Origin of the sequence: Kurthia sp. 11kri321, from assembly GCF_001534765.1 — a bacterium.
Taxonomy (GTDB): Bacteria; Bacillota; Bacilli; order Bacillales_A; family Planococcaceae; genus Kurthia; species Kurthia gibsonii.
In genome coordinates this window covers 1,897,944-1,919,111 of the sequence record NZ_CP013217.1, presented here as the reverse complement: position 1 = coordinate 1,919,111, position 21,168 = coordinate 1,897,944, and the positions used below count along the sequence as shown (strand labels likewise).

The following is a 21,168-nucleotide window of genomic DNA, read 5'->3' as shown; positions in this document are numbered from 1 at the left end:
TGATGCGTATTCCCGTACAAACACCATCTCACGCCTATGAAGTCGTGATTGGTTCACATCATTTAACAGAAGCTATTACATCACTTGCTAGCAAAATCGAAACAGCCGATCAATTGGTTGTATTTACAGATGAACACGTTTGGGCGCTTCATGGAGAACATTTTTCAAAAGCTTTTCCACATCCATTCAAATTGCATATTTTAGCTGCAGGTGAAGCATGCAAGACATTTGACAGTTATTACGCAGCGCAAACATTCCTTTTAGAACAAAAATGCACACGTAAATCAATGCTTTTTGCATTCGGTGGTGGAGCAGTAGGCGATTTAACTGGTTTTGTAGCAGCTACTTTTATGCGTGGTATCCCATTTGTTCAAATTCCAACAACTATTTTGGCGCATGACTCAGCTGTAGGTGGAAAAACAGCCATCAATCATCCACTAGGTAAAAATATGATTGGTGCGTTTTATCAACCTGAAGCTGTTTTATATGATATTGCATTTTTAGCTTCATTACCTGAAAAAGAAGTACGTTCAGGTATGGCAGAAGCGATTAAACATGCCCTCATCTCGGATGAACAGTGGTATGAAGAATTTTTAACGCAAGATATTCAGCGTTTATCAGAAGAGCAATTAGCGCACTATTTAGAGCGTGGAATCACAGTAAAGGCAGACATTGTTTCACAAGATGAACAAGAACATTCCGTACGTAAATACTTAAACTTCGGTCATACGTATGGTCATGCAATTGAAGCTGCTTCTGGATTTGGAAAGTTAGCACATGGTGAGGCGATTATGATTGGTATGGTCTATGCCTTATTGTTAAGTGAAAAGTATGGTCAACTAAATCGTGCGAATACGTTAGAGTTCTTAGCTTTCGCTCAAAAGAATGGCTATACATTCAAACCAGTACATGATTTTACGTTTGATACGTTATTACCATACTTAATGACAGATAAAAAAGCAGAGTACGGTATTTTACAATTCGTTCTATTAGATGAAATTGGTAAGCCGTTTGTTCAAAAAGTAACAGTAGAAGAGTGTCGCGAAATCGATACACTACTACGCACAATTGTTTAGGAGGTGTCCCATATGATTCGAGGTATTCGAGGTGCAACAACGATTACAGTAAATGATGCTGTACAAGTAGAGATTGAAACAACGAGATTATTAAAAGAAATCATTGAGCGCAATGAAGTAAAAGCAGAAGATGTATCATCCGTTATTGCAACAACGACGCCAGATATTACATCTGCTTTTCCAGCAAAAACTGTACGCACGTATGAGGGATGGGATTATGTTCCAGTTATGTGTATGCACGAAATGAATGTCGCGGGTGCGTTACCACTTTGTATCCGTCTACTTGTGAATGTAGAAACGCAAAAAGCACAGAAAGAAATTGCCCATGTCTATTTGAATGAGGCAATGAAATTAAGACCAGACTTAGTAAAATAATGAGATGAGGAAGAAAGAGGCGACTTAACGATGAAGTGGAAAGAATCAGTAAAAGGGTTGAAAGCATACCAACCTGGAAAATCAATTGAAGCAGTGAAGAAAGAATTCGGGTTATCGGAGATTGTAAAATTAGCATCGAATGAAAATCCATTAGGATGCTCACCAAAAGTAACGGCTTATTTAGAGAATGCAGTGCATAACTTTGCATTATATCCAGACGGTTATGGTACAGCGATGCGTGAAGCAGTTGCAAAACATTTAGGTGTAAACGGTGACGAATTGATTTTTGGTAACGGCTCAGATGAACTGATTAGTATCGTGACACGCGCGTTACTTCAACCAGGTGTAAATACAGTTATGGCAACACCAACATTCTCACAATATAAATTAAATGCACTGATTGAAGGTGCGGAAATTCGTGAAATTCCATTGAAGAATCGCACACATGATTTAGATGCGATGCTTGATGCAATTGACGAAAATACAGCAGTTGTATGGGTATGTAGCCCGAACAATCCAACAGGTGTGGTCATTGAAGATGCACCACTACAAGCATTCCTGAAAAAAGTACCGAAAGATGTACTTGTCGTTTTAGATGAAGCATACTTTGAATATGTAACAAATTCAAATTGCACAGATTCACTACCATTATTAAAACAATACGACAACTTAATCATTATGCGTACGTTCTCAAAAGCATACGGTTTAGCAGCTTTCCGTGTAGGCTACGGTATTGCCAATAAAGAATTGATTGCGCGACTTGATCCTGTGCGTGGTCCATTTAATAATACGGTATTAAGTCAGGCGATTGTTCCGGTAGCAATAGCGGATCAAGCATATATTGAGTCATGTCGTGAAATCAATGAAGCCGGTAAAAAACAATATATTGCATTTTGTGAAAAACACCAATTAGATTATTACCCAACCGATACAAACTTCATCTTATTTGAAGTGAAGATGGATAGTGATGTCGTATTCCAAGAGTTAATGTCACGAGGTTATATTATTCGTAGTGGTAATCCACTGGGTGTTCCAAACTATATTCGTGTGACAATTGGCACGAAAGAACAAAATGAAGGCTTACTCGCACAGCTAGAAGAAGTGTTACAAAAACATGGGGTATTCGCTTGAGTAAAAAGCGAATTCTCATCGTAGGCTTAGGCTTAATTGGCGGTTCGATTGCGCTTGCTTTACAACGCTCTCCAGAACATGAAATTATCGGTTATGATGCAAATGCCGATACACTTCAAAGTGCGAAAGTATTAGGCGTTATTCATAAAGCAGCAACACATCCGAAAGAAGCCGTAAAAGAAGCCGACTTTGTCATTTTTGCAACACCTGTGAATGCAACACTTCAATGGATGAAAGAACTTCAAACATGGACTGTACCATCACATACAATTGTGACAGATACAGGAAGTACAAAAGCTATCATTATGGAAGAAGCGCAACATTTAGCTGAAAAAGGTATTACGTTCATTGGTGGGCATCCAATGGCAGGTTCACATAAAAGTGGTGTTCTAGCAGCTAAACCAATTTTATTTGAAAATGCATATTATATGTTGACACCTTTGGGAAGTACAAAGGAAGAACAAGTGAAAGCTTTAGAAGGAATTTTAAAACTAACAAATGCCAAACTCATGGTTGTTCCTGCTGAAGAACATGATCATATGACGTCGGTTGTTAGTCATTTCCCGCATATTGTGGCAGCGTCACTTGTGCATCAACTAGCAAATGAAAATGCAGAGCATCCATTCACGAAACGATTGGCAGCAGGTGGATTTAGAGATATTACACGTATTGCTAGTTCCAATCCAACAATGTGGCAAGATATTACGGTGCAAAATCGCGCGCAAATACAAGACCAATTAGCAAAATGGCAACAAGAGATGTCACGTGTGCAATCGATTTTAGAAAAAGGTACCGAACAAGACATTTATCAATTTTTTGAAGAAGCAAAACAATTTCGTGATGCATTACCTGATACATCAGGTGCATTATTTACAACATATGATTTATATATTGATGTACCAGATTATCCTGGTAGTATCGCTGAAATTACAGGTTATTTTGCAGAAGAAAAAATCAGTATTACAAATATTCGAATTGTCGAGACAAGGGAAGACGTTTTCGGTATTTTAGTTGTAAGTTTCCAATCAAGTGGAGATCGTAAGCGAGCAGCAGAATGCATTCGTACACGTAGTCCATATGAATTTTATATTTCGTAAAGGAGAGATGACGATGCAAAAAATCGTTCAATTACAAGGGCAATCATTAAAAGGAACGATTACGGTTCCAGGCGATAAATCCATTTCACACCGTTCCATTATGTTCGGAAGTATGGCAAAAGGTAAAACAACAGTTACAGGTTTTTTACCAGGCGAAGATTGTCTTCGTACAATTGAAGCCTTTAAACAAATGGGTGTTAAAATTGAACAACAAGGTACAGATGTGACGATTGAAAGTGAAGGTATGGACGCATTCCAAGAGCCGATGGATATTTTGTACATGGGGAACTCTGGCACAACGACACGTCTATTACTTGGTTTACTCGCTGGTTCACACGTACACGTAGTATTATCTGGTGACGAATCGATTGCCAAACGTCCAATGAAGCGTGTCATTAATCCTTTACGCGAAATGGGTGCACATATTACAGGACGAGAAGATGGACAATTTACACCAATCGCAGTGAAAGGTACGACATTACAAGCGATTGATTACACATTGCCTGTAGCGAGTGCGCAAGTTAAATCTGCAGTGTTATTAGCAGGTCTAAATGCAGAAGGAACAACAATTGTTCGCGAAAAAGAAGCAACACGTGACCATACGGAATTAATGCTACGTCAATTCGGTGTAAATATTGATACAACAGATGGTGTGATTTCGTTAGCAGGTGGACAAAAATTAACAGCGAGTCATGTCGCTGTACCGGGCGATATTTCTTCAGCTGCCTTTTTCCTTGTAGCAGGTGCCATTACAAAGGGTAGTGAAATTACTCTTGAAAATGTAGGTCTTAATAAGACACGTACAGGTATCATCGAAGTGTTAGAAGCAATGGGTGCAAATCTAGAAATTCAACCGTATGACCATGAGCATGCTGAGCCAGCAGGTCGTGTCATTATTCGTACATCAGAGTTAAAGGGTACGACCATTGGTGGGAATTTAATTCCGCGGCTAATTGATGAAATTCCAATTATTGCTTTACTTGCGACACAAGCTGAAGGAACAATGATTATTCGTGATGCAGAGGAATTAAAAGTGAAAGAGACGAATCGTTTAGATGCAGTTGTTGCGGAATTATCAAAGCTGGGTGCGAATATTACAGCAACAGAAGACGGCATGATTATTGAAGGTCCTACACAGTTACATGGTGCGGCATTAAAGACATATGGCGATCACCGCATGGGTATGATGAATGCCATCGCATCACTCATTACAGAAGGTGCTGTGACATTAGATGACGCTGATTGTATTGCGGTATCTTACCCAACATTCTTTGAAGATTTAGACAGTCTAATGAAATAGTTCATAAAACAAGCTATCATGATGCAGTTTTTATCAGGATAGTTTGTTTTTATTTTAAACAGAGAAATAAGAAGGGAATCAGTCATATTTTACCTGTAATTTTCTTCGATATTTCAAGCGTTTTTCCTTGTATATCCTACTTTCCTCATGTAGCATAAAGATGAAAATAATTTAGAAATAGGTGGATGACAGATGACAATCCAACAACAAATGGTTGAAGCAATGGAGCAAGGTGACCTTAATCAAATTCATGCACTAATGGAAGAATTCAAGTTACATGTCGATCCAGATATGCAATATGAAGTTGCTGGTTACTTGATGAATTTAGGTTTTATTCATGAAGCAGCAAGTGTGTTAGAGCATCTACAATTTTTATTCCCAGAAGAAAATCAAATTAAGGTTGATCGTGCCTCGTTATTGATGGAAACTAATCAAGAAGATGAAGCATTGGACTTATTCTTATCGATTCCACAAGATGCAGAAGAATATCCACAAGTATTATTGGCGCTTGCTGATTATTATCAAATGCAAGGTTTATATGAAGTAGCAGAAAAACATATGAATGAAGCGCTTGAGTTATTACCAGATGAACCACTTCTTCAGTTTGCAAAAGCAGAGTTATTAATGGAGATGGGACGTCTAAGTGAAGCGGCTCGTTTATATGAGAATTTATATAAAAATCAAAAAGAAATTGCAGGCGTTCGTCTAGTTGAACGTATTGCAGAAGTTCATCGTACGGGTGCAGCTTTTGAAGATGCCTACCATTATTATTTAGAGGCATTAAAAGAGAGTACATCGCCTGATTTATTATTTGGTGCGGCTTATAGTGCTTTTCAATTAGAGATGTACGAAGCGGCAGCACGTTATGGTGAAGATTTACGTGCGTTAGATCCAGATTACTTTGCCGGTTATCTATTATTGGCGCAAAGTTATGCCATGATGGAAGACAATGTCAAAGCTTTAGAAGTAATTAAAGAGGGTATTAAACGAGATGAGTATGACAAGGAATTATTCTTGTTTGCTGGTAAAATGGCAATCAAAAATAAATTGCCAGAGGAAGCAGAAGCATTTCTTCGTCAAGCGATTGCACTTGACCCAGAATATATGGAAGCAGTGCATACACTCGTATCAATCCTATCATCGGAAGAGCGCGATGAAGAAGTTGTTGAACTCATTGAAGGTCTATCGAAAGACGACTTTGAATGGACAGCACTTTCAATTTTTGCGGCGCTTGCCTATGATCGTTTAGAAATGTATGAAGAAGCTTACACACATTACCGTCAAGCATTCGAAGATTATAAAGAAGATGTAGACTTCTTAGAGAAATATGTTTATTTCTTAATCGAGGACGGGAAAAGACAAGAAGCCTTACAGATTGTAGCACTTTTACGTGACTTACAACCTGAAGAGCCGCAATGGATTGATTTACAAGCAAGCTTTGACGCTTAAGTTACACCCGGTTCAGCAAGTGATTGGAAAGAATTACTTACTAAAGGAGGGGTATTTATGAAGGCATCTGTGACAAATGTAGAGAAAAAGGCATTTATTAAATGGTTCTTAAAGCGTTACGATATGAAACGAAGAGAATGTGTTTGGATTCTTAATTATATTGTAGGGCATGATGACTTATTAGAAAGAATTCATTTCGTAGAAGAAGCGCATTTTTGTCCAAGAGCAATGGTCATGTCGACAATCGATTCATCTGGAATCCCATTCCGTTTTTATAAAGGAAATTTAATGACGGCTGATGCAGAAAAGTCATTTCATGATTTAAGATTGAATTCGGAAGAAGATATGTACATTCAGCTAAACTTCCCTAAAATACCACCTAATCCGGCTTACTTAGCTGTTTTAGAAGAGAATCCGTATATTCCGAAGTATTTACAATCGAATTACGGTGATCGTGAAGTTGCTGAAAAATTACTCGATGTAAGCATGAAAAATTTCCAAAAGAAAATGTTATTACAACAAATTGATGAAGCAATTGATAATCGCGATAAAGAACGTTTTTTACAATTGTCGGATCAGTTGAACCAATTACAGTAAATAGAAAAAAGGGCTTTGATTTTCGCAAATCAAAGCCCTTTTTCTGAGAAAAAGAAACGATAGTAGACCATTTAAAAACTTCTACTATATAATGGATAGAGATAGAGGTGGGGGGATTTCATGCGCTACATATGGGCGAGATTATGGACGATTTTAATATCAAAAACATTTTTAATCATGTTATTAATCGTCAATCTATTAGGTTCTATTTATGGATACATTTGGTACGGAGATCAGTTGGCTGAAGCAAAGCTAATCTTTTTAATATTTATACCAGATAGTCCAACAGCTACATTATTCTTTTCAATTGCGATTATTGGTTGGTTGTTAAAAAAACATTGGCGTTTATTTGAAGCGTTAGCACTCGTGACGCTTGTAAAATACGGTGTATGGGCTGTGGTCATGAATTTAATGGTCTTAAACGAGTTAGGGTCACTCGGGTTTGCTGGTTGGATGCTTGTAGTTAGTCATGGTTTAATGGCTGTCCAAGGCTTGCTTTATATGCCGATGTATGACTTTAAAAGTGTTCATATCATCATCACAGCAATTTGGACATTACATGATGTCGTGATTGACTATGTCTTTAACCAAATGCCTTGGTACCATATGTTAAATCAATATATGACAGGAATTGGATACTTTACATTTTGGTTGTCAATTGTGTGTCTAATCATTGCAATCTTTGCAATGAAAAAGAGGTTTTCAGTTGCCCCAAATTTTGTTTGACCTTAAAATAAAACTATGAACGAACTAGGAGGATGGTTAGATTGTCAATTATGATGTATATCATCTACTTTGCTGTTTTGATGTTATTACCACTGTATGCACAACGTAAAGTAAAGAAAACATATACACGCTATTCACAAGAATATTCAACATCAGGAATGACGGGTGCCGAAGTTGCTCGTAAAATTTTAGACCAAAATGGATTAGGAAATGTAAAAGTTGAGCCAGTCGATGGTTTTTTGTCAGATCATTATGATCCATCTACAAAAGTAGTGCGTTTATCAACGCATAACTTCTATGAAACATCGATTGCAGGTACAGCAGTTGCAGCCCATGAATGTGGCCACGCTATTCAAGATGCGGAAGCATATTCATTCTTAACATGGCGCTCAAAATTAGTTCCAGCAGCGAATATTTCATCAAACGCTTCATGGATTTTCATTATGATTGGTATGATTGCAACATTTAAACCATTAATGTTAGTAGGTATTATCTTATTAGCAATTGGTGTACTTTTCCAAGTAGTAACATTACCAGTTGAGTTTGATGCTTCTAAGCGTGCGATGCGCCAAATTGATCAATTGGGCATCATTAACAATGAAGAATATCCAAAAGCGAAAAAAGTATTAACAGCAGCAGCATTAACATATGTTGCAGCAGCAGCGACAGCGGTCATGGAACTTGCACGACTTGTATTAATTTATACAGGTATGGGGAATCGCGAAGATTAGTAACACAAAAACACCTTGTATTGTTACATTGACGTAACATACGAGGTGTTTTTTTATGTCATTTTTTTAAAAAAAGAAGAAAAATAAGAGAATGAAATTATTTTACAAGAAAGAAGCGTTAAGAAATAAATGCTGAATCGTTGATTTAATAAGATTCTGCTAAATATAAGTCAAGCTCGTAATAATTTGTAATATATCTGTAACTTAGTTGACGCTAGACTGTAAGCTAACTCGTGTAAAGTTAGTCTCAGTTAAAAAAGTTCGTACATAATAACAAATGACATATAACAAATGACATATAACAAACGACATATAAATCAATCAAATTAAAAAACGTGGGAGTGTTCATAAATTCATGAAGAAACATAAATTACTGACATCAATCTTAACAGGTGCATTAGCTTTAACAGTAGGTTTTACAGGGGTAGCTACTGAACAACAAGCATCTGCAGCTTCATCAAAAACAACAAAAGTTTCTAAAAATTACTATACAAAAGCCGCATTAAACATGCGTACAGGCCCTACTACAAAAGCAAAACGCGTTCTAACTATTCCAAAAGGTAAAAAAGTATATGCATACCAACGTAAAACTGTTTCAGGTACTTGGTATAAAGTAAAATACAATGGTAAAGTAGGCTGGGTGTCAGGTAAATATCTTTCTTCAAAAAAAGCAAAGAAAACGGTGAAAAAAGCATCTGCAGCTTCTGGTAATGCGATTATTAATGCAGGTCGTAAATATGTAGGTACACCATATGTATGGGGTGGATCACGTCCAGGTGGATTTGACTGCTCTGGTTTCACATCTTATGTATATAAACAAGCAGGTATGAAATCATTACCACGTACAAGTAGAGCACAAAAAGCTTCTGTTAAACGTGTAAGTTCACCAAAAGTAGGGGATTTAATCTTCTTCTCAGCAACTCCAGGTGGTTCATATATATCACATGTAGGAATTTACGCAGGTAACAATCAAGTATTACACGCAGCTGGTAATAGTGTGAAGTTCCAATCATTAAGCGGTTACTGGAATCAACGTGTAGTAAGCTATGGTACAACACGTTAATTTAAATTAAATAGATGAATTACATATGTGAGAAACTATTTTCATATAAGTAAGGAGTTTCAATAAAAAAGGCTTGATTCGCTTTCATGTGAATCAAGTCTTTTTGTATGGTATATAAAAAGGCTGTAGTGTCTAAAATAGCACTACAGTCTCTTAATTTAATGATTATACAAAGCGTACTACATCTTCAACAGATAAACGAGAAGTACCACGTGCTGGGCCTGTTCCTTTACCAATTGCGATTAGAACGATTGGGAATTCATTTTCTGGTAAGTTATATGATTTTGCAAATTCATCTTTATTGAATCCACCCATTACAACTGTATCTAGTCCACGATCTTTTGCAGCTAATAAAAGTTGCATTGACACTAATCCAGCATCGTACATAGCTACTGAATGACGCGCAGCTACAGGAATACCGCTGTAAAGTGTTTCAGCATTTTCTGTTAGTTTTTCAGCCACTTCTGGATCCATAACGCCAGCATCTACACTTAGTTGGTGAATTTTACGTGCATTTTTATGGAAGTCAGTATCACCTAAAACCGCGATGATTGCTGGAGCTGTTTCAACTTGTTCTTGATTGAATGCCATTGTACGTAATTCTTTTTTCTTTTGTTCATCTGTAATAACGATGAAGCGCCAAGGTTGTTGGTTTGAAGAAGAAGGTGCAGTCATTGCATCTGTTAATAGCTCTGAAATTTCTTCTTTTGTTAATTTATATTCAGAATCGTATTTACGAATCGATTTACGTGCATACATGTTTTCAATTACAGCTGATTTTGTTGTTGTTGACATAATAAAAATTCCTCCTATATTTAACTAACTTAAAGTAAGTTAATGGGTATATAAAACATCTTACTTTAAGTTAGTTTTTATGTCAATCATTATTTCATTTGTGGTACAATAATAAATGTAAAGGAGCGATTCGATATGACACAGCCTATCTATTCAGAGCAAGTTTGTCAAAATTATCATCAAGCAATTGAATTTATCGGTAAGAAATGGATTGGGGCAATTTTATATAGTTTAGTTGATGGTCCATTACGCTACAATGAAATTCATGCGCGAATCGAAGGCATTTCGGATCGTTTATTAACACAACGTTTAAACGAATTAATCGATGCCGATATGATTGAAAAAGAATATATTAATGATTCTGTTAAAAAAACAAAATACCGTTTAACCGAAAATGGTCAAGCTTTTAAAGAAGTGATTCACTCGATTCAGAAGTGGGTTCATACATGCCAAAAAACAAATCAGTGTAAAGAACCGACATCACCTAACATATAGTCTCATTCATTACGCACAAAAAAAAGAGAACTCCGCTATAGTAGCAAGAGTTCTCTTTTTGTTTTTAATGATGAAGTGGATTGCGCTCGTCATCTAATGTGAAGCCCATTCCAGACACTTCATGCACTTCGGATATGGAGACAAATGCATAGGGGTCAACCGAATTGACGAGACTTTTTAATTTGAATAATTCGTTTTTAGATACGACACAATATACAATTTTACGTTGCTCTTTCGTATAAAAACCTTCACCTTCTAAATACGTTACGCCACGTTCCATCTGTGTTGTAATTTTTGAAGCCACTTCTTCATAATGGTCTGAGATAATAAGCGCACCACGTGCTGCATACATCCCCTCTTGTACAAAGTCAATTACGCGTGCCGCAATGAAAACAGCTACTAATGTGTACATGGTTGTACGAATATCTAAGAATGTTAATGCAGAAATCGCAATAACGAGTGCATCAAGTAAGAACATCGTCTTACCCATCGGCCAACCGAAATATTTATCCGCAAGACGTGCAATGATATCAGAACCACCTGTTGTACCTCCGAAGCGGAAGATGATGCCAAGCCCTCCACCTAAAAATACACCAGCAAATAGAGCAGCAAGTAATAAATCGTCATTTAGTGGGATATGAACATTGACGATTTGGAATACTTTAATGAAGACAGATACACTCACTGTACCAATAATCGTATAAGCGAATGCACGTTTACCAAGAATTTTCCAGCCGATAAAGAACATGGGAATGTTCAATACTAAGTTCATTAGTGCAGGGTCCCATTTAAAGAGGAAATAAAGAATCAATGTAATCCCTGTAAAACCACCTTCACCTAGCTTATTTTCTAATGTGAAATTCACAAGACCAAAACTAAAAATCGCTGCACCAAGTAAAATAAACAGCGTATTTTTCACTTTAACTAAACCCAAAAAAAGACCTCCAATCGAATGAAATATGCGAAAATGAAGTTTTCTGTCTTACTATTTTTTTCGCATATTGTATAATGTGTAATAGTGATGAAATCAATTCAAACAATAAATGGATGGATAGATTTACATTATCATGTATTTTAACTGTTTTTACAATAAAAAGATAATATAGGGGTTACAAAATAGGGGAGGAATGACACACATGATTACAGTAGCAATAGCAGGACCAAGAGGACGTATGGGACAAGAAGCGGTACATACCGTTATAAGCAGAGAAGATTTTCAATTAGTAGGGGTACTCGATCATAAAGAAATTGCAGAAAATCTACAACAATATCCACAATTTCCAGATACATATGATGTACCCGTATTTATGGATTTACAGACATTATTTAATGAAGTAAAACCAGATGTAATAATTGATTTAACAACACCAGAAGCTGTTTATGAACATACAAAATTAGCTTTAAAGCATGGTGTACGACCTGTAATTGGTACGACTGGATTTACAGATGAGCAATTACAAGAGTTAACGGATTATGCAAAACAGCATGGAATTGGAGCTATTATTGCACCAAACTTCGCAGTAGGTGCTGTATTGATGATGAAATTTGCAGCGATGGCAGCTCAGTATATGCCAGATGTTGAGATTATTGAATTACACCATGATCAAAAATTAGATGCGCCATCAGGTACAGCGATTAAAACAGCGCAACTGATTCAAGAGAATCGTCCTTCACATAAGCAAGGACATCTAGACGAAAAAGAGACGATTCCAGGAGCTCGTGGTGCAGATTTTGATGGTATGCGCATTCATAGTGTTCGTTTACCGGGTCTTGTAGCGCATCAAGAAGTATTATTTGGTGGCGAGGGTCAAATGCTAACAATTCGTCATGATTCATATAATCGCGCATCATTTATGTCAGGTGTAAAGTTATGTGTTGAAAAAGTGATGACATTAGATCATCTTGTATATGGTTTAGAAAATATTTTGTAAGGAGAGATTGACATGAAAATCGCATTAATTGCACACGATCAAAAGAAAGAAGATATGGTAGAGTTTGCAATCGCATATAAGCCCATTTTAGAACAGCATGAATTATTCGCAACGGGTACAACAGGGCAACGTATTATCGATGCTACTTCCTTATCTGTTACGCGTTTTCGTTCGGGGCCACTCGGCGGAGATCAACAAATCGGCGCAATGATTGCGAATAATGATATGGATATGGTCATTTTTTTCCGCGATCCACTTACAGCCCAACCACATGAACCAGATATTTCAGCTTTGATGCGTTTAAGTGATGTATATCATGTACCACTTGCGACAAACATGGGGACAGCAGAAGTGCTATTAAAAGGATTAGAACATGGTTTTATTGATTTCCGATTATTAGCGGAAAGACGTTCTAAATAAAGAAAGTGATGTGCTCATTATGAAAAAGTTGAAAATCGGGATTACATGCTATCCAACAGTAGGTGGATCAGGCGTTATGGCCACGGAGTTAGGGAAGATGCTTGCAGAACGTGGTCATGAAATTCATTTTATTACGTCAAGCATGCCTTTTCGTTTAAATAAAGTGTATCCGAATATTTTTTTCCATGAAGTAGAGGTTAATAATTACTCTGTTTTTCAATATCCACCCTATGACATTGCACTAGCAAGTCGTATGGCAGATGTTATTCGTGAAGAGCAGTTAGATGTATTACATGTACATTATGCGATTCCACATGCTGTTTGTGCAGTTCTTGGACGCGATATGGCGGGACAAGCAGGGAAGCGTGTAGGAATTGTGACCACACTTCATGGAACGGATATTACAGTTCTAGGTGACGATGCACTACTAACAACGGCAATTCGTTATGGTATTGAAAAATCGGATGTTGTGACAGCTGTATCGACATCTTTAAAAGATCAAACAATGGAATTAATTCAGCCGAATCAAACGATTGAAACGGTTTATAATTTTGTGGATGAACGAGAATATTATCAACGAGACGGACGTGAATTACGTGAAGCATTTGGTATTGAGCCAGATGAAAAAGTGATGGTGCATGTATCGAATTTCCGTAAGGTGAAGCACGTGCCAGATGTGATTGAGACATTCATCAAAACACGTAAATATGTAAAATCTAAATTATTATTAATTGGTGATGGTCCTGAAAAACATGAAGCGATGCAACTTGCAAAACAAACACCATATAGTGAAGATATTTTATTTTTAGGGAAGCAAGAGAATTTAGCAGAGCTATATGCAATGGCTGACTTAAAACTACTTATGTCTGAAAAAGAAGCGTTTGGACTAGTGTTATTAGAAGCAATGGCTTGTGGTGTTCCAGGAATCGGTACACGCATTGGTGGAATTCCAGAAGTCATCTGTCATGAAAAAAATGGCTATATTGTTGAATTAGGTGATACAGATCAAGCTGCTCACCATGCGATTAGTTTATTATTAGATGATGAAAAATTACAGTTGTTTAGAAAACAAGCAATTCAAAGTGTACAAGATCGATTCCACTCGGAAAAAATTGTTGAGCAGTATGAAGCGCTATATGAAAAGGTGGTTCAAAAGTGATGAAGCATCTTGCATGGCAGTCGGCACATGACGTCATGGAAACATTAGAACAGCATGGTCATGAAGCGGTTATTGTAGGCGGTGCTGTAAGGGATTATTTATTAGATAAACCAGCGAATGATGTAGATGTAGCAACGAGTGCAATGCCGCTTGAAGTAAAGGCATTATTTGAAAAAACAGTAGATGTAGGAATTGCCCATGGTACGATTCTTGTGTTAGATTTTGAAGAACCTATTGAGGTAACGACGTTTCGTACAGAAGGAACTTATACAGACCGTCGTCGACCAGATGAAGTAACATTCGTTCGTTCATTAGCAGAAGATTTAAAAAGACGTGATTTTACGATTAATGCAATGGCACTTAGACGTTCTGGAGAGTTAGTAGACTTATACCGAGGTCAAGAAGATTTACAACAGCAAATTATTCGTGCAGTGGGCGAACCGTATGCACGTTTTTCAGAAGATGCATTACGCATTATTCGAGGTGTACGCTTTGTAGCTCAATTAGGATTTACATTGGAACAAGAGACACTTATCGCTATGCAAAAAACGTCGCATTATTTAGGTGAGATTGCTATTGAACGTGTGAAAGCTGAATGGGATAAGATTTTTGTGAGTCGTGCACCGGAAAAAGCGATGTATTATATGCAAGAATATAATCTTGGCGAAGCGATTCCGGGTGCTTTTGAAGCATATACTAAATGGCAGAACTATGCTGCGAAAGATGCAAAATGGGGCTGGACATATTGGTGTATTTTAACGAATGACTTGACTTTACTTCAACAGTATCGTTGCTCAAATGATGAAAAGTCATTTGTGAAGCAAGCGAAAGCTTGCTACGATATTTTGCTTCAGCATCAACCAACTAAGTTTGAGCTTTTTCAATATGATTTGAAGTATTGGAAATGTGCATATGAGCTTCTTGCGTTGCAAAATGTAACAAAAGTTATAAGTTATCCAGAATTAGTAAAAGAAAAGCAAGATTTACCGATTCAACATGTACAGGAGATTGCTGTTACAGGAAAACATCTCATGACCTGGACGAATCAAAAAGGCGGCCCATGGTTACGTGAAGTATTAGATGAGATTGTGAAGCGTGTTGTGAACGGTCAGTTAGAAAATAATGAACAAACAATAAAGGAATGGTTGCAAAATGAATGGTTCGTATAAATATAAAATTCTAAAAAAATTACAACAGTCCACTCCATCTCCTGTTTCAGGTCAACAACTTGCAGATGATTTCGGTTTATCGCGTACAGCCATTTGGAAGTACATTAAACAATTAGAAGAAGAGGGTTATACGTTTGAGACCATTCGAAAAAAAGGTTATATTTTGACGTCGCAACCGAATAGCATCGATCCAGCAAAAATTAAAGCGGCACTTGAAACAACTACGTTTGGTGAAACGATTATTTTTGAAGAAACACTTCCTTCTACACAGCCAGTAGCACATCAGTTGGCACAGGAAGGCGCTAAAGCAGGAACCGTTGTCATCTGTGAGGAACAAACACTCGGTCGTGGACGTATGCAAAGACCGTGGCAATCTCAAAAAGGAAAAGGAATTTGGATGAGTGTCATTTTACGTCCAGATGTGCCACCTTATGAGGCACCACAATTTACATTAGTAGCTGCTGTAGCAATCGCAAAAGGGATTGAAGATGTAGCAGGTATTCGTCCTCAAATTAAGTGGCCGAATGATTTATTAATCGATGGTTTTAAAATTACAGGGATTTTAACGGAGTTACAGGCAGACCCTGACCGTGTGAATGCATTAATCATGGGTATTGGTATTAATGTCAACCACACAATGGATGATTTCCCAGAAGAAATTCATGGTATTGCGACTTCTTTAAAATTACAAACAGGACGAGAAATCGACCGTGCTGTATTAATTGCACGTATTTTATATTATTTAGAGTATTATTCGAATCAATACGTTAAAGAAGGGTTCCTACCAATTAAAAAAGAATGGGAAAGCTATTCTTGTACCATTGGTCAAACGATTAAAGTAACAACATTGACAGAAGTCTTCTATGGTAAGGCTGTTGCAATTACGAATGATGGTGTATTAAAAGTACAATTACCAGACGGTGAAACGAAAAGTGTGTATTCAGCTGATATTGAATTAAAAAAAGATTAATGTAAGTTACAGTGTCATCGTTCAACACATTTAGGAGGGTAACAATGAAAAGCGTTGCAGATTTTCCAAAAATGAAAGAAAAACAGGACAAGATTGTGATGATTACAGCCTACGACTATCCATCGGCTAAATTAGCCGAAGAGCAAGAAGTCGATATGATTTTAGTAGGTGATTCTTTAGGAATGGTTGTTTTAGGATATGACTCGACTGTTCAAGTGACAGTAGAAGATATGATTCATCATGGTAAAGCAGTTCGCCGAGGTGCTAAAGATACATTTATGGTTGTTGATTTACCATTTGGTAGCTATCATGGCGATCCGTACGAGGCATTAAAAGTAGCTGTACGTGTTTTCCAAGAAACAGGTGCGAACGCATTAAAAGTCGAGGGTGCAGGGAATCTACTGCCAACGATTCAGTTAATGATTGAAGCAGGGATTCCAGTTGTAGGACATTTAGGGCTGCAACCACAACAAGCAGCTGTATTGGGTGGTTATAAAGTACAGGGGAAAACACAAGAAGATGCAAAAAAAATTTTGCGTGATGCAAAAGCGCTCGAAGAAATAGGTGTCTGTGCGATTGTGTTTGAATGTATTCCGAAGCAAATGATGTTTGAAATTAATCAGCAGCTACATGTACCGACGATTGGAATCGGTGCAGGAAATGAAGCGGATGGTCAAGTGCTCGTATTCCATGATGCACTACATTATGGGCACCATCATATTCCTAAATTTGTACAACAATTTGCAGATGTCGGTGCTGAAATTGAGCTAGGTATTGCCAAGTATAAAAAAGCAGTAAAAACAGGTGTTTTTCCAAGTGATGAGCAAAGTTTTCATTTGAAAGAAAACCAATCGATTTCATTATATGGAGGCAAAAAAGGATGAAAATTATTGAAACCGTAGCGGAACTAAAAGAAGTACTTCAACCTTTTGCAATTCATTCCATTGGATTAGTACCAACGATGGGGGCTTTGCATGAAGGGCATGCTACGTTGATTCAACAAGCGCGACAAGAAAATGATGTCGTAGTCGTAAGTATTTTTGTAAACCCTACGCAATTTGGTCCAAATGAAGATTTCGATCGCTATCCACGTGATTTAGATGGAGACGTTAAGAAGTGTGAAGATTGGCAAGTAGATTTTATCTTTGCGCCTTCCGTCGAAGAAATTTATGGAAGTCATGGCGGCATTACATATGATGCAGGTCCTGCTTCACGTATTTTATGTGGTGCAAGTCGACCAGGTCACTTTAATGGTGTTCTACAAATTGTTTCAAAATTATTCATGCTCGTTCAACCGACACGTGCCTATTTTGGTCAAAAAGATGCGCAACAACTCGCATTGATTGAAACGCTCGTACGTGATTATTACTTCCCGCTCGAAATTGTACCTGTTCCAATTGTACGTGAAGAAGATGGGCTAGCTAAAAGCTCACGTAATGTTTTTTTAACGCCAGAAGAACGTCAAGAAGCGGTTGTCTTATCGCAAGCACTAACACTTGCAAAGGCACGCTTACAAGACGGTGAAGAAGCAGCGATTGTCTTAGAGCAAGCACGTAAAAAAATCGAAGAAACTTCTGCAAAAGTAGAGTATCTTGAATATCTTGCCTACCCAGATTTGCAACGAGCTCCTAAAGCTGATGAACGAAAAATTTTAATGGCAGCGATTCGCTTTTCAAATGTCCGTTTGATTGATAATGAATTATTTGACTAACAGAATAGACAAAGGGTTCTCGCAAATGAATGTGAGAGCCTTTTTCTATGAAGTTCGCAATAGAAAATAAAGGTTCTACTTACCCACAGCTATCTTAAGTATGATAAAATCGTCTGTATGAAATAAAGGACGTACTATTGAAAGATGTCTATAATAAAATGATTTGAAAGACGTGAAGAACATGGAGAGTCAAATGTATGCAGTTGTTGATTTAGAAACGACTGGGCATTCATCAAAGCAAGGCGATCGTATTATCCAAATCGCTATTGTATTTATGAGAGATTGGCAAATTGAAAAGACCTATACCTCTTTCGTCAATCCTAAACGAAAAATACCGCATTTCATTCAAGATTTAACGCATATAAAAGAAGAAGATGTTAAGCATGCACAACCTTTTGAAGCGATTGCCCATGAAGTATATGACATGCTCCAGGATTGTGTGTTTGTCGCACACAATATCGACTTCGATTTACCATTTTTACAAGAAGAATTTAAGCGCTGTGGTTTACCAAAATGGTTTGGTAAAAGTATGGATACAGTAGAGTTGGCAAAAATACTCTATCCAACGGCTTATAGTTATAAACTTTCAGAAATTGCTCTTGAATTAAATATTGGTTTAGAGAACGCACATCGCGCAGATGATGATGCGATGGCAACAGCGCGATTATTGAAGAAGTGTTTTGAACAGTTAATGTCTTTGCCGCTTGAAACGATTCAGCATCTACATACGCGTTCGTTTAAATTGAAATCAGGTTTAGCACATTTATTTTTTGAGGCACTCCAAATAAAAAGAACGAAATCTTCTCAATTACAGCACCATTTCTTATATCGTGGGGTTCCGATTTTACAACCTCAACAACAAAAAATTGATGCGGAGCCTGTAATTTATCCAGCAAGTACAGAAGCAAAGACACAACTTTTCTCAAAAGTGATGACACACTTTGAGGTGAGAGAAGGTCAATTTAATATGATGGATACGGTGTGGAATAGCCTACAACATCGTACCGAAATTTTAACAGAAGCATCTACGGGTATTGGTAAGACATTAGCATATTTGATTCCAAGTATTGTTTTTGCAAAGCAGCAAAAACAACCAGTTGTTATTAGTACGTATACATCTCATTTACTCGACCAACTCATTCAAGAGGAACTACCAAAAGCGAAAGAATTATTGGGTTGTGATGTTCGAATTGCTGTTTTAAAAGGTATGGAACATTATATTGATCTCGACCGTTTTATTGAATCGCTTGTGATTACAGAAGATAGTTATGATGAGAATTTTGTGAAAATGCAAGTACTCGTTTGGCTCGCTATCTCTTCAACAGGTGATTTGAATGAAGTGAATGTTTCGGGTGGAGGACGTACTGTACTCGACCGAATTCGTCGTACAAGTACAACTGCAGAAACAAAGCAACAAAATGCATTTGATTTTTATTTGGAAGCGATGAAATCATGTGAAGAAGCTGAACTAATTATTACAAATCATGCGATGTTATTGGCTGATTTAGAACGTGAAACACCAATTGTGCAGCAAGTCGGCGGATTTATCTTGGATGAAGGACATCAGATGATTCAAGCAGCGACAATGCGAGAAGAAAAAGTATTTGCATATCGTCGTTTTAAATATTGCTTTGGTCAGATTGGTCATTTTGAAGATCGTGCGCTACACCATGCATTTTATCGTTTACTACAACAAGCAGATCGTGTGCCACTTCGCTATTTATCCAAGCTTGAAAATCAATTCTTTGACATGATTGATGTTTTCGAGCATGCGATGAATCATCTCGTAAGTCGTATGAATTTATCTGCGTCTCATGGTGGATCACAAAAAAAGACAATTCTTTTAAATACACTCACATTGAAGCAACCTTTATTAGAAGAAGTCGGTCATATGATTGAACAGTGGTTACAGTTAGCGCATGAGGTTACGCGTATTTTTAAAAGTTACCAAGATGATTTAGAACCTTCTAAACGTGTATGGCTGACAGATTGGGAATATTGGTTACGTGATTTACAACAATTACTTGAACAATGGCGCGCGATTTTCAATGTACATGAGCAAAATCGAACGTCTTGGATTGAAGCAGATCGTAGAAGTTTGCCAAATAGCATTCAAATTTACGACCGTCCGATTCAAATTGCCGACCATATTACGCAAGCATTTGATCAATTTAGAGGAAGAGACGGAATTATTTGGGCATCCGGTACACTAACTGTACCAGGAAATCCACGCTTTATTGCGGATCAGCTAGGATTATCAAGAGAAGTAGCTCTTTATCAATTCCAAGCACCAGCACATTATTATAAAGGTGCTAACATGTATATTGTGGACGATATGCCAGATATTCAACAAGTGCCACAATCTGCTTATATTGAGGCAGTAGCAGAAGCAGTGACACAAGCTGTACTTGCTACGGAAGGACGTTGTTTCGTTCTTTTCACATCGCAAGATATGCTACGTAAAACCGTCGATTTAATTCAAGAAATTGGTGCATTAGAGGATTACATGATTTTTGCACAGGGTATCTCAACAGGGAGTCGTATGCGTTTATTAAAGATGTTCCAGCGTTTTGAGCGCTCGGTTTTATTTGGAACAAATAGCTTTTGGGAAGGTGTCGACGTACCAGGAGACGCATTATCAGCTGTCATTGTCGTTCGTTTACCATTCTCAGCGCCAGAAGAACCACTCTTTAAAGCAAAAGCAGATAAAATGCAACAGCAAGGTTTAAATGCCTTTTATAAACTATCCCTACCCGAAGCAATCCTACGTTTTAAGCAAGGTTTCGGACGATTAATTCGATCCTCTCAAGATAAAGGTGCATTCATCGTATTAGATCGTCGAATCGAAACGAAATCATATGGACCCGATTTTTTACGTGCATTACCAAATGTGGAAGTTCGCCATGTATCACTAAGTGAACTAGTCTTCGATTTAGAAGATTGGTATAATAAATAAGCAAAAACAATTAAAGG

The 21,168-nt window shown here is 37.4% G+C and carries 21 protein-coding genes; 19 read left to right on the top strand and 2 right to left on the bottom strand.

Annotated elements, in window-relative coordinates:
* The first annotated feature begins 2 nt into the window (after positions 1-2).
* From aroB to ASO14_RS09695, 10 genes are all read left to right on the top strand, one after another.
* Entirely contained in the window at positions 3-1,076 is a 1,074-nt protein-coding gene (aroB, locus tag ASO14_RS09740; RefSeq protein ID WP_068454407.1) for a 3-dehydroquinate synthase, read from the top strand.
* A 12-nt stretch (positions 1,077-1,088) separates the two neighbouring features.
* Entirely contained in the window at positions 1,089-1,451 is a 363-nt protein-coding gene (gene aroH, locus ASO14_RS09735) for a chorismate mutase (RefSeq protein WP_068454404.1), read from the top strand.
* Positions 1,452-1,481: 30 nt separating this feature from the next.
* Entirely contained in the window at positions 1,482-2,582 is a 1,101-nt protein-coding gene (hisC, locus tag ASO14_RS09730; protein WP_068454400.1) for a histidinol-phosphate transaminase, read from the top strand.
* Positions 2,579-3,679, top strand: coding sequence for a prephenate dehydrogenase (locus tag ASO14_RS09725; RefSeq protein WP_068454397.1), 1,101 nt, complete (start codon positions 2,579-2,581; stop codon positions 3,677-3,679). The genes hisC and ASO14_RS09725 overlap by 4 nt, the downstream gene beginning before the upstream one ends.
* Before the next feature lie 13 nt (positions 3,680-3,692).
* The gene (aroA, locus tag ASO14_RS09720) at positions 3,693-4,979 is read left to right on the top strand and encodes a 3-phosphoshikimate 1-carboxyvinyltransferase (protein ID WP_068454394.1); all 1,287 of its coding nucleotides are present in this window, start codon (positions 3,693-3,695) and stop codon (positions 4,977-4,979) included.
* Positions 4,980-5,171: 192 nt separating this feature from the next.
* Positions 5,172-6,428 carry a tetratricopeptide repeat protein gene (locus ASO14_RS09715; RefSeq protein WP_068454391.1) on the top strand — a complete coding sequence of 419 codons (1,257 nt, stop codon included), beginning with the start codon at positions 5,172-5,174 and terminating at the stop codon, positions 6,426-6,428.
* 57 nt (positions 6,429-6,485) lie between these two features.
* On the top strand, positions 6,486-7,025 hold the full coding sequence (locus ASO14_RS09710; protein WP_068454388.1) for a ReoY family proteolytic degradation factor: 540 nt from the start codon (positions 6,486-6,488) through the stop codon (positions 7,023-7,025).
* A gap of 120 nt (positions 7,026-7,145) precedes the next feature.
* Positions 7,146-7,751, top strand: coding sequence for a lipoprotein heptaprenylglyceryl N-acetyltransferase LhaT (locus ASO14_RS09705; protein ID WP_068454386.1), 606 nt, complete (start codon positions 7,146-7,148; stop codon positions 7,749-7,751).
* 50 nt (positions 7,752-7,801) lie between these two features.
* Positions 7,802-8,482, top strand: a complete 681-nt coding sequence (locus ASO14_RS09700; RefSeq protein ID WP_087680177.1) for a zinc metallopeptidase — start codon at positions 7,802-7,804, stop codon at positions 8,480-8,482.
* A 355-nt stretch (positions 8,483-8,837) separates the two neighbouring features.
* Positions 8,838-9,545, top strand: coding sequence for a C40 family peptidase (locus tag ASO14_RS09695; protein WP_082701448.1), 708 nt, complete (start codon positions 8,838-8,840; stop codon positions 9,543-9,545).
* 165 nt (positions 9,546-9,710) lie between these two features.
* On the opposite strand, the gene ASO14_RS09690 is transcribed toward ASO14_RS09695, so the two are convergent.
* Positions 9,711-10,340, bottom strand: coding sequence for a nitroreductase family protein (locus tag ASO14_RS09690; protein WP_068454381.1), 630 nt, complete (start codon positions 10,338-10,340; stop codon positions 9,711-9,713).
* 135 nt (positions 10,341-10,475) lie between these two features.
* On the opposite strand from ASO14_RS09690, the gene ASO14_RS09685 reads away from it, so the two are divergent.
* Positions 10,476-10,835 (top strand): winged helix-turn-helix transcriptional regulator, encoded by a 360-nt coding sequence (locus ASO14_RS09685; RefSeq protein WP_068454378.1) that lies wholly within the window; start codon positions 10,476-10,478, stop codon positions 10,833-10,835.
* Between the two features lie 64 nt (positions 10,836-10,899).
* Here ASO14_RS09685 and ASO14_RS09680 read toward each other — a convergent pair whose 3' ends face one another.
* Positions 10,900-11,769 (bottom strand): YitT family protein, encoded by an 870-nt coding sequence (locus ASO14_RS09680; RefSeq protein ID WP_068454375.1) that lies wholly within the window; start codon positions 11,767-11,769, stop codon positions 10,900-10,902.
* Positions 11,770-11,971: 202 nt separating this feature from the next.
* Between ASO14_RS09680 and dapB the strand changes: the two genes are divergently transcribed.
* The 8 genes from dapB (at position 11,972) to dinG (ending at position 21,151) form a co-directional block, all read left to right on the top strand.
* Positions 11,972-12,766: a 4-hydroxy-tetrahydrodipicolinate reductase gene (dapB, locus tag ASO14_RS09675; protein ID WP_409135919.1), complete on the top strand. Its 795-nt coding sequence runs from the start codon at positions 11,972-11,974 to the stop codon at positions 12,764-12,766.
* Positions 12,767-12,778: 12 nt separating this feature from the next.
* Positions 12,779-13,186 carry a methylglyoxal synthase gene (gene mgsA, locus ASO14_RS09670; protein WP_068454369.1) on the top strand — a complete coding sequence of 136 codons (408 nt, stop codon included), beginning with the start codon at positions 12,779-12,781 and terminating at the stop codon, positions 13,184-13,186.
* A 19-nt stretch (positions 13,187-13,205) separates the two neighbouring features.
* Positions 13,206-14,345 carry an N-acetyl-alpha-D-glucosaminyl L-malate synthase BshA gene (gene bshA / locus ASO14_RS09665; RefSeq protein ID WP_068454366.1) on the top strand — a complete coding sequence of 380 codons (1,140 nt, stop codon included), beginning with the start codon at positions 13,206-13,208 and terminating at the stop codon, positions 14,343-14,345.
* Positions 14,345-15,514 (top strand): CCA tRNA nucleotidyltransferase, encoded by a 1,170-nt coding sequence (locus tag ASO14_RS09660; RefSeq protein ID WP_068454363.1) that lies wholly within the window; start codon positions 14,345-14,347, stop codon positions 15,512-15,514. Before bshA ends, ASO14_RS09660 begins: the two co-directional genes overlap by 1 nt.
* Positions 15,498-16,484, top strand: coding sequence for a biotin--[acetyl-CoA-carboxylase] ligase (locus ASO14_RS09655; RefSeq protein ID WP_068454361.1), 987 nt, complete (start codon positions 15,498-15,500; stop codon positions 16,482-16,484). The genes ASO14_RS09660 and ASO14_RS09655 overlap by 17 nt, the downstream gene beginning before the upstream one ends.
* Before the next feature lie 44 nt (positions 16,485-16,528).
* Entirely contained in the window at positions 16,529-17,368 is an 840-nt protein-coding gene (gene panB / locus ASO14_RS09650) for a 3-methyl-2-oxobutanoate hydroxymethyltransferase (protein WP_068454359.1), read from the top strand.
* Positions 17,365-18,195: a pantoate--beta-alanine ligase gene (panC, locus tag ASO14_RS09645; RefSeq protein WP_068454357.1), complete on the top strand. Its 831-nt coding sequence runs from the start codon at positions 17,365-17,367 to the stop codon at positions 18,193-18,195. Before panB ends, panC begins: the two co-directional genes overlap by 4 nt.
* Before the next feature lie 181 nt (positions 18,196-18,376).
* Positions 18,377-21,151, top strand: coding sequence for an ATP-dependent DNA helicase DinG (gene dinG, locus ASO14_RS09640; protein WP_068454355.1), 2,775 nt, complete (start codon positions 18,377-18,379; stop codon positions 21,149-21,151).
* The last annotated feature ends 17 nt before the right edge of the window (positions 21,152-21,168 follow it).